Below are 10,488 nucleotides of genomic sequence, written 5' to 3'. Positions count from 1 at the left end.
TTAGACGGCGTATTGGGTGGTTTATTATCACTTGACCTTGTAACTAATCTTGTTGATGGTTTACTTGGTGGCTTGTTATCGCTTGATCTAGTCTCTGGTTTATTAGACGGCATCTTGGGTGGTCTATTATCACTTGACCTTGTCACTAACTTGGTTGATGGCTTACTTGGCGGCTTGTTATCGCTTGATCTAGTAACTGGTTTATTAGATGGTCTTTTAGGTGGCTTATTATCACTTGACCTTGTCACTAATCTTGTTGATGGTTTACTTGGTGGCTTGTTATCTCTTGATCTCGTAACTGGTTTATTAGACGGCGTATTAAATAACTCACTTTCTCTTAACTTGGTTGTTAATCTTGTAGATGGTGTTATTAATAGTTCCCTATCTCTAGATCTCGTTACTAATCTTGTAGATGGCGTATTAAATAATTCATTATCTCTAGACCTCGTTACTAGTCTGGTTGATGGCGTATTAAATAATTCATTATCTCTAGACCTCGTTACTAATCTTGTAGATGGCGTATTAAATAATTCATTATCTCTAGAACTCGTTACTAATCTTGTAGATGGCGTATTAAATAATTCATTATCTCTAGACCTTGTTACTAATCTTGTAGATGGCGTATTAAATAATTCATTATCTCTAGACCTTGTTACTAATCTTGTAGATGGTGTATTAAATAACTCATTATCTCTAGACCTCGTTACAGACTTAATTAGTGGTTTAAACAACGATTTATTATCACTTGATCTGGTAACAAATTTAGTAAATGGTGTATTAAATGGCTCATTACCACTTGATTTAGTTTCAGGTTTGGTTGGTGGTTTAACAAATGGCTTATTACCTCTTGATCTGGTAACGAATTTAGTTGACACTCTAAATACTGATATTCTAGCAACTGATGCAATTGATCAAATCGTATATGATCTTTTAGATCAAACGACTGGTTTAATTACAGATACTATTTCTAACAGTAATGATCTTATCCAAGATAATATTTCTGTAGATTCAACGCTTGATATGTTAAATAGTATGATCACGCCATCTATTGACTCTGCGCTTAATGCGGTGACAAATACACTTCAATCTATCTCTGCTGAGCGTATTATTGAGGAAATTCAGATCCAAAGTGAGCAAGAAATTAAAGAGAATGATATTGATAATCTACTCAGCAGTTTAACTGGAGTAGAAGGTACTGAGCAGGCTGCACCAACTGTTGCACCTGTGAAAGATCAACTTTATATTATTTCTCAACCAATTAATCCAGACAACTTACTAGATAACAACTTGCATCTAGTTTAATTTGAAATACGATATCATTTTATTTTAAATTATATCATTTTAAATAAATTTGGATTTATATTTAAAAAAACCGAGCTATATAATTAGCTCGGTTTTTTATTTCACATTTATTTGGATTTTTAATATTAAAATATCAATAAAATTTATGAATAATAAAAATTAAAGCATTTACATAAATAGATTTTTCTTATGGTTCTACGCTTAAACCTGCTTTATGTAGCTCTAAATCACCTTGCGCTGATCCTTGCGTTGGTACAATATCATTCGTGCGGTCAGAAATTTCATCTAAACGCACAGATAAAATATGCGTAGTATCCTCACCTACGCCTAAATAAATACCTTGAGTAATGCTAATGTGTGCAACTTCAAAGCTTCCTGCACCAGCGCAAAGTATCATTTTTGTTGGTGCATCTTCAGCAACTAAAACTGCGATTGCAGGACTTACTGCACGGGGTTCAAGTGCTTTGAGAGAAGCTTCTGGTAATAAGCCTTCTAACATTCGAGTTGCAGCAGTAGGTGCAATACAATTCACACGAATATTATATTTTTCACCTTCTAAACCCAGAGTCTGCATTAGCCCAACCAATGCCATTTTTGCAGCGCCGTAATTTGACTGTCCAAAATTACCATATAAGCCAGAAGATGAAGTTGTCATGACAATACGACCATATTTCTGGTCACGCATAATATCCCAAACAGCTTTAGTACAATTTACCGCCCCCATTAAATGTACATCAATCACAGAGCGAAAGTCTTCAAGTGACATTTTTGCAAAAGTTTTATCGCGCAAAAATCCAGCATTATTGACTAAAATATCAATTCGTCCCCAGCGTGCCATAGTATCGTCAATCATCACTTGAACCTGTTCAACATCTGTGACTGATGCACTGCTTGCAATCGCCTCACCACCTGCTGCAATAATTTCATCTACTACTTTTTGTGCAGGAGAATTTGAACCGCCATGACCATGTACATCACTTCCTAAGTCATTAACAACAACTTTTGCACCTAACCGTGCCAATAATAATGCATGTTCACGCCCTAAACCTGCACCTGCTCCAGTGACAATTGCGACCCGATTTGTTAGATTGACTGTCATGATTCATCCCTTATTTATCAAAATTATTGTCTTTAAAATACAGCGGCTTTAGTGGTCTAAAACCTTCATTTAAGCTGTCATATATTCATTTTCTATAGCATATTACACATTTACTTCCATCATGACACCTATAATGATTGAATAAATTTCTCTTATCATTTTTATTATATGAGTTATGTTGTTGATGTTAATTAATTCATTAAAATACAATTGTTTATATTTATTTGGCGAAATTTTGGCGTAATAAGACTTTATCCATAGTTATAAATAGCAGAAAACCGACTTGGAATTGTTCCCAAGTCGGTCTGATACTTCAATAAATATTATATAGAATAATTCTATTAGTAAAAGCAAATTTTTAAATCGTCAAATCAAAATTGATTTTATATCCACGATACGAAATTTTTATCATTGTTTTTGCAAAATTGTCATTACATTTTAGCTTTTTTAGCTGCTTTTTATTCCAAAACCATTCCTGATTGTTTTTCAATCAAATTAGTTATAAAAAGTTAGGAATAATTCTGTTTTATATAGATTCACATTCTGGTGGTAGAGAAGTGAAGTAAACTGCAGATACAGTCATTGGGGTTATTGTTGGGTGTTTTGTTGAGAAGCAGTTGATATTCACTCTATTTAATCGATTTAATTTTGCACTAAATTTTAATACTGTATGATGAATAGCGAATAGGTAAAATCAGCTGAAAAACTAAATTACTACTCGCTATTCTAATGCTAAAAATAAAATGAAGGTAAGTTAGCGATTAATATAACTAAACTCAAAACTACATTCAATCGTTCCACTCGCCCCCCAACCTTTTGGACTACGAATTCTCGCAGAATAGTTCACTGTACTTGGAACTTTTTTGATCCCCCCATCACTTAATGGAATGTCATAATAATCGCTATAACTTACTTTACATTCATTTTCCGAGCCACCTTGTAGTATATAAGTTATTTTTTCTTTATTTTCCATAAAATAACTATTTTTTGGTAAGGTGTATTTATCAGATTTTATTGATTCTCGCCTCTCTCCTCCATCAAAAACTCCAGATTTAGTGGTAGCAGATTCTCTGAGAGATTTTTTTAATATTTGTGTATTTCCATTATTACAACTCTGAAGATTGTAACGTGTAGTTTCACTAAATAAAGCGTTAGTATCATCAGCTAAGTTGTGTATTTCATAAGAGATAGGTTTTGCCGAGCTTAAGCTTGAGTTTTTTTCAAAGTATTCTCTTAAATCACCACTACGAATCAATTTAAGGGCATTCTCTTGATCACCGCCAAGCGCAATTACTTCAATTTTTGATTCATTAAGAATTTTTTTCTGCTCATTTGTAAGCGAAACACCCCCACCATTACCCGTTAAACCTGCATATGAAGCATTCGCAATCATTTTCATCTCATTTTCTGCGGCTTTTGCTGTCATTGTATAATTTAAGATACGCCCATATGTTATTGCAGCAACATAAACTGGCACATTATCTTTCCCTAATCGCCCTAACTTTGTTTGTTCTTGGAGTTTAGCCTCTGTAAAATCATTACTGAATAATGATGCTGGTGTTTGAGGGGAAACAACCGTAACTGTGAAAAGCTCTTGTACGAAATTTGCATTAACACGATTTTCATCTACCGCTTGTTTATTTGCGAAACTAGTCGATAATTTTGCACCCGCATATTTTGCTGATATCCCCAAACTCATAGCAGTTTGTTCAGCGCTATGAGCTGATGCGAATTGTAAGTAGATTGAACTCGATACAGGATTTTTTGAGGCATCAATTTGATTGACTAAATCACTAATAGCTTGTTGAACAGATGCTGCTGTAGGATTTTCAATTTTTTTACTGACTTGTTGTCCAAATTTATCAATATAAATAGTAATTGGTGCCCGCTCACGAATAGGCAATTCAGCCAAAGATCCCAAACCTCCAAGATAGTGTTTACCTTGTAATAAACTACCAACCCAAAGCGATCCCATATCTGGATTAAAGGTTACTAATTTAGATGGGGTACTAGTCATATCTACTGTTTCAGTAGAGCATTGATAAACTGTATCTCCAATGAGTTCATTCTTAAAACTCTTGGATCCTTCCACTGGTATATTGCCTGACGTCAGTAATGGAGAAAACTCCTCCCATTTAGGTAATGTTGCTGAATATGCATTATAATCAGCTTTTTTTTCTTTAGGTATTGTTTGTGTAGTGGGGTCTTTTCCTCCCCCATCCCCACATCCTGAAACTACTATAGTTCCACCAAATAATATAATTAATAGCGAATTTTTCATATCTATTTCCCTTAATAGATTATAGTTATTTATTTTGTATAGTCATTATAAAAAGATCTACTCCCCAAATGAGGAGTATAATTAATTAAGCTAATAGGACTTACGCATTGATAGTATTAAAAAAAATGATAAATAAGCTGTATAACATCTAGGTGATCAGACAAACCAAACATGCTTCTACAGCTCAATGTACTTTACCCATTTATATGGGATTTCTTATGATAGAACCACATTCTATAAGTTGTACGCAACTTGCTGATACCTATCAAATCTCTCACGACAGTGTAAATCGTTTTTTAGAGCGTGAAAATTATTGTCCACAAGATTTATACAATGAGGCTATTTAATACATGGATAACAATAGACTTATTGTCAGTGTGGATGATACTGTATTATATAAACCCTATAGTCAACATATGGATTTAGTCGGTTTTTTCTGGTCTGGTAAACATCATCGTTCAGTGAAAGGCATCAATCTTATTACACTTTATGCTACAGATCAGCAGGGTAAAAATATGCCTATTAATTTCAGAATTTACGACAAATCTGAAAATAAGACTAAAAATGACTATTTTATAGAGATGTTAGAGGAAATTCTTGTATGGGGAGCAAATATTGCTTATGTCACAGGTGATCGTTGGTACGCTGCAACTTCAAATCTAAAAACCATAAGAAATCATGGTATTCAATTTATGTTTGGTATCGACAGTAATCGCAAGGTATCCCTTGAAAAAGGGATTTGGCATCAGATTAGGCAGTTACCTGCATTTGAAAATGGTCAAAAAGTTTGGCTCAAAGACTTTGGATTTGTACAATTATTTAAGACTCAGCTCAAAGAACAGCAGAGATTTTATATTGTTTATGCTCCTGATGAGCATTTAACCCTTGAAGGGTTTCAAAATTTACACGCAAGTCATTGGGAAATTGAGCAATATCACCGAATCATTAAGCAAGTCTGTCATATTGAAAAGTTTCAGGTTAGGCGAGCGAAGCTCATTCACAATCATATTTTTGCATCATTAATGGCTTATGTGCAGATACAAAAAATACAATCGAATAATATTTTTATAAATATTTATCAGTGGCAGAAGAGTTTATTTCGACCCATTATTAAGAATTTTATTGATGGTTTTATTTTAGACAAGAATCATCTTCTGCCACAAAAATTAGTAAAAGAATAGTGCGTAAGTCCTAGCTAATATTATTTTTAGATATTATGGTGCTTAAGAACAAGATACACAATTAAATGTTACGATTCACTCACCTTGGTTGCACTCACCCCATCTAAAGGTGCCAACTTATAACGCGACTCAGCAGGTCGGCTTGTTTTCCCATACCAACGAAATTCCTGAAAATCTGAATCACTGTATAAGGCATAAGAGACAGCATTGCCTTGGTTCCCACCTAAGCAGACTAATTTTTTAGTTTTTTGATCACGACCAACTACGAAACATACATGGCCACCGCCTTTGCGAGTTTTGATTGCAACACATCCATAGGCAGGCTTAGCGAGTTTTGATCCATAATTCACATAATCAAGTGCCCGGTACCAATGCTTTGGATATTTCACACCTGCAGTCTTTAAGCAATGAGCAACAAAGGTCCCACACCATGGCGTTTCATCATCAGTGAACCAACCGCCTAAGCCTTTAATCCATCCTAAGATAGTTTTGTTATGTTGTTTACCCACAATTTCACGCAAGCCAATATGTTTTTTCGCTTCAACCATCCACGCCAAATCATTTGAATTCTGCGGTGTGGCTAAAAGGCTATTAACGCCATTTAGCTGCGGTGTATGCAGCTCTGGTTGATAGATTTTTTTGCCGATCAAGCCAAGCAATGGAATTACAATTCCAATAATGATGCCTTCATGTTCTTTTGGAATGAGCTGAAAATCTAATGCCCATTGTAAGAGCGGAATTAATACAAGCATAAAAAAAGCTCCCAATGTTGGGAGCTTTACTGACAAATATTGCCACGGGTTTTCATTAATTAATTTCATGTTTTAACTCACTTTTTGAATTTTTCATTCGTTGTTTATATTTAGCTTCACACATTTCAATTTCATGTAGCTCTTGTTCACGCTTGTCTTTACGTTTTTGGAATTGGCGATTTGATAAGAAGTTCATAAAGCTAATAATTAAGCCTGCTAAACCAATACCTACACCAATTAAAAAACCCCAATCCACTGCTGCCGCCCATGACACCAATGTCACCCCTGTACCTGTTACTATTGTTCCTTTCCCCGCAATTGCTGCTGATGTTTCTGCAACTGCGGTTGTGGTTTCTGACATTTGTTTCTCCTATTTTTAGGCATTAAAAAACCCTGATCCTTGCATTAAAGATCAGGGTTAGGTGTTGTTTTATTGCATAGATAACTGCGCAACAGTTGTTCATTGCCAGCTTTGGGTTGCATTATCAAGTTCACTTAAACTTAGCTGTCTGTTATATAAAACCATATTTGTTAATGCTGAGTTACCACTGTATTGAACCCATCCTAAGATTGATGATAACAAAGATATGGCATTTACAGTAAAAGTAGCACCCATTGATACTATATGTTCATTAGAAACGCCATTAATTGAATATCGAATTACCCCACTATTCCAAGATAAGGCTATGATATTCGTCTTTTTACTTAAACCAATCTGAGCCACGGATGCTTCAGCCCCATCTTTAAAAAGCCTCAATGTTAAAGTATCTTTATTTACCCTTCTATTTACAGCGATGTAATTTGAGTCATCAAGTTTACATGATAAATAAGGAACATAATCATCAACTGTTGAGCCTATTAGCTGATGTGCGCTCTCCATAACTTTGATTACAATAGTACCTTTTGGCATTGCTTTATCAATATTAACTGAACAATTTTCAGCTGCTTTAAGCCTTTGACTTTCACCGATTACGGTACTCAAAGAATTATGTCCAATGCATTGCTCAACTTGTACACTTTGTATAGACCCACTTAAGGAAATCGTTGGATTACTTGTTCCATTGACTAACTGTTTAAAAAACATCGGGTTATTAAATGAACCATCACCTTGCAAAATTTCCACTTCAGATGATGATACTTTTGCAAAACCACCTTTAGCATAACAACCATAAACTTTTGTGTTAACTGGTAATGCAACCGTTTGCTCTTTCAAATTACTATTGTCAAAAAAGTTATATTTTGCTTCTTCAATTACAAGACCAAATGATTTGTATTGAGGTAGATATGAACGTCTTGGAATATTTTGCCCAACAACAATAGAATTTAGATCTCTATCATAAACATTTCCGTTCGATGTTCTAACAACGGTAACAGCATCCTCAATTTTTACTTCAGATTTTACAAGACCATTACTTTTAAAATATCTGTCATTTATAACATCCATGTTTAATATATAGTCCAACGGACCTGTAAAGCCAGTTGAATCACTTAAGACTTGTGTTGCTTTTCGATTACTTGTGAATGTTACAGCCATATCTTTTAAATCTCCTGAACACTTATTGGTTGTGTCACGACATGATATAAACGCCAGCGGTTTGATAGATCGGTAAATCTATCGCTGCTCGTCCAAAATATATTGAATTTAAGTTTTGTATCTTCAAAAAAGGGAGTTATTGAAGCTTTATATGTTGGTAAATAATTACCTGTAACAATGGCTTCGGGATTAAACACCCAATCAAAACCATTGTCGCTAATACCCAAATAAAGCTGATGCGTCGTGTAGTTGTCATTAATGATTGTGATAAGTTGATTACCACAATATCTGGTTTCTTGATGCCAAGCTGTGAAAGGGGTTTCAATATAAGTGGCTTCTGACCATTCACCCAATATATCTGCTGTTCTATAGCAAAAACGATTGCCTGAGAAACTCCCATTCGGATCGTTTGAAATTGAATAAAGCACCCATTTATCTATGGTAGCGTTATACAAAATATTAGGCGACAAAAGTAAACCGTATGACTTTGGTGCAATTCTTTCTTTTTCACTCCATATATAACCGTCTGTAGTCCTTTTTACCCATAAGTCAAAACCATTAGTAGTATTAGAGCCATTTCTCCACCCTACGCAGAACTCATCAGTCGTATGATCATAAAAGCAAAAAACGTCAGAATTATAATTATAACGACCAGCGAATCTTTCTTCTAAAGGCTGTGGCATGTCTGATAAAAGCTCATAGTTCTCTAAGTCATTAGTCCCCCATAAGCAAGGATTTTCAAATATGTCATTTGTATTTTCATAGGGGGTTGCTGCCAATATATACTTATAACCACGAAAGCTTTTATAGCCCGACCATAGAAAAGGATGAACAATCTGACCATCTTGATAATAAGGTGTATCAAGTGAAATTCGCTCGGGTTGTTCAATCTTTAAATTTAAAAAATCCTGGTTATCACTAATTCTAAACTTTTGAGAAAACATGCCTTTTGAAATCGGTAAATTACACTCACCATTTAATAATTTAGAATTTAAATATAACTCCTGAAAGTCTTCTGTAAGCCGTTCAAATTTATTGATTTTACCAACTGGAAAGCTTACAGGGGGTAATTGTCTAGTCTTTTTAGGATAATCAATGTCACCGTCTTTAGATATTTTAAATACCGTATTCCCATCAGCATCTTTAAATAGATACAATGAATCATCAGATTCGATCAATGGCGTTGTTAATTTTAAATTTTGTATTTCTTCAACCAATCCCCTCCCATCAAGTCCAGCTGTTTGAATATCAGCATTGCTCATAAATCTAACAACAATGTTTCCATCCTCATCACAAAAATCAAATAAACTTACAGCTTCAGTTTCAGATAAAGCCTTTGTTTTTTCATCTGCATAATTTTTTGCTTCAATTTCAGCATTATCTGCTAAGGTTTTAAAACTGTCAGAAATCATACTAACTTTGCCAAATTTAGGTGAATTGATATCACCATCTGGTAAAATTTCGATTACTTTATTCCCATCCTCATCACAAAAATCAAATAAACTTTCACCCTCAGAACCCTTAATTTTTTTATCAAAATGCTCAAAAACTGCATCAGCTTTAGTTTTCGCATCAATTGCAGCAGCAGAAATTGCATTAGCTTGAGCAGCATCGGCTTTAGACTTCGCATCTGTTGCAGCAGCAGAAATTGCATTAGCTTGAGCAGCATCGGCTTTAAACTTCGCATCTGTTGCAGCAGCAGAAATTGCATTAGCTTGAGCAGCGTCGGCTTTAGACTTCGCATCTGTTGCCGCAGCAGAAATTGCATTAGCTTGAGCAGCATCGGCTTTAGACTTCGCATCAACTGCCGCAGCAGAAATTGCTTGCTCTTTTTCTGATAAGCCTGTGTCATACCATTCAGCTTTGATTTTTGGTGCACGAATTTCCCAAATAAATACTTTTTTACTATCCAGTGCTTTGGCAACAGTCGGTACAACAACTGGTATATATGCTTTTAGTAAAACTTCTGTAGCAAATGGCTGAAACATCCCATTTTCCGCAAGCTCTGCTGCGATTAGCGGTGCTGACTTAAATGGATTTCCATACCGTGGAGTAATAATTTGCTTTGTATTTACAAACTTTCCAGTGTCATTAGCATCACGCTCTAAGTCAATAAACGTTTGATTATTTAACGCCATACTTTTCTCCAGATCATAAAAAAGCACCCGAAGGTGCCAAATAATTTGCTTAAGTTTTAGAAAAAGGAATGATCTTTTTCATAATATTTGTCTGTGTAATTCACAGCAGTTAAATTGTTAGTCATTACACCCTGTGGTGACATTTCAGTAAGCATAAATGCCGATGATTCAACTTCTTGTGCTTTCACAATTTGATAAGTA

At 34.8% G+C, this 10,488-nt stretch carries 6 protein-coding genes and 2 pseudogenes; 2 read left to right on the top strand and 6 right to left on the bottom strand.

Translation table 11 applies throughout. The features are described from left to right. A pseudogene (locus tag C9E89_RS20535) lies at nucleotides 1–1,302 on the top strand (hypothetical protein); the annotation flags it as partial. Nucleotides 1,303–1,489: 187 nt separating this feature from the next. On the opposite strand, the gene C9E89_RS20530 reads toward C9E89_RS20535, so the two are convergent. Further along, on the bottom strand, nucleotides 1,490–2,401 hold the full coding sequence (locus tag C9E89_RS20530) for an SDR family NAD(P)-dependent oxidoreductase (protein ID WP_107010035.1): 912 nt from the start codon (nucleotides 2,399–2,401) through the stop codon (nucleotides 1,490–1,492). A 754-nt stretch (nucleotides 2,402–3,155) separates the two neighbouring features. Then, on the bottom strand, nucleotides 3,156–4,682 hold the full coding sequence (locus C9E89_RS20525; protein WP_107010036.1) for a thiol-activated cytolysin family protein: 1,527 nt from the start codon (nucleotides 4,680–4,682) through the stop codon (nucleotides 3,156–3,158). 152 nt (nucleotides 4,683–4,834) lie between these two features. Here C9E89_RS20525 and C9E89_RS20520 point away from each other — a divergent pair. Beyond that, nucleotides 4,835–5,863: pseudogene (locus C9E89_RS20520) on the top strand (IS701 family transposase). A 68-nt stretch (nucleotides 5,864–5,931) separates the two neighbouring features. Here the strand turns inward: C9E89_RS20520 and C9E89_RS20515 are convergent. The 4 genes from C9E89_RS20515 to C9E89_RS20500 form a co-directional block, all read right to left on the bottom strand. Further along, nucleotides 5,932–6,684: an NlpC/P60 family protein gene (locus C9E89_RS20515; protein ID WP_107010037.1), complete on the bottom strand. Its 753-nt coding sequence runs from the start codon at nucleotides 6,682–6,684 to the stop codon at nucleotides 5,932–5,934. After that, nucleotides 6,671–6,976 (bottom strand): hypothetical protein, encoded by a 306-nt coding sequence (locus C9E89_RS20510; RefSeq protein WP_228199088.1) that lies wholly within the window; start codon nucleotides 6,974–6,976, stop codon nucleotides 6,671–6,673. Before C9E89_RS20510 ends, C9E89_RS20515 begins: the two co-directional genes overlap by 14 nt. Before the next feature lie 99 nt (nucleotides 6,977–7,075). Further along, nucleotides 7,076–8,149, bottom strand: a complete 1,074-nt coding sequence (locus C9E89_RS20505) for a hypothetical protein (RefSeq protein ID WP_107010038.1) — start codon at nucleotides 8,147–8,149, stop codon at nucleotides 7,076–7,078. A gap of 5 nt (nucleotides 8,150–8,154) precedes the next feature. After that, nucleotides 8,155–10,287 carry a hypothetical protein gene (locus C9E89_RS20500; RefSeq protein WP_107010039.1) on the bottom strand — a complete coding sequence of 711 codons (2,133 nt, stop codon included), beginning with the start codon at nucleotides 10,285–10,287 and terminating at the stop codon, nucleotides 8,155–8,157. Nucleotides 10,288–10,488 lie beyond the last annotated feature (201 nt).

It is taken from the genome of Acinetobacter sichuanensis (assembly GCF_003024515.2).
GTDB classification, from domain to species: domain Bacteria; phylum Pseudomonadota; class Gammaproteobacteria; order Pseudomonadales; family Moraxellaceae; genus Acinetobacter; species Acinetobacter sichuanensis.
This window is presented reverse-complemented; position numbering and strand designations above follow the sequence as displayed.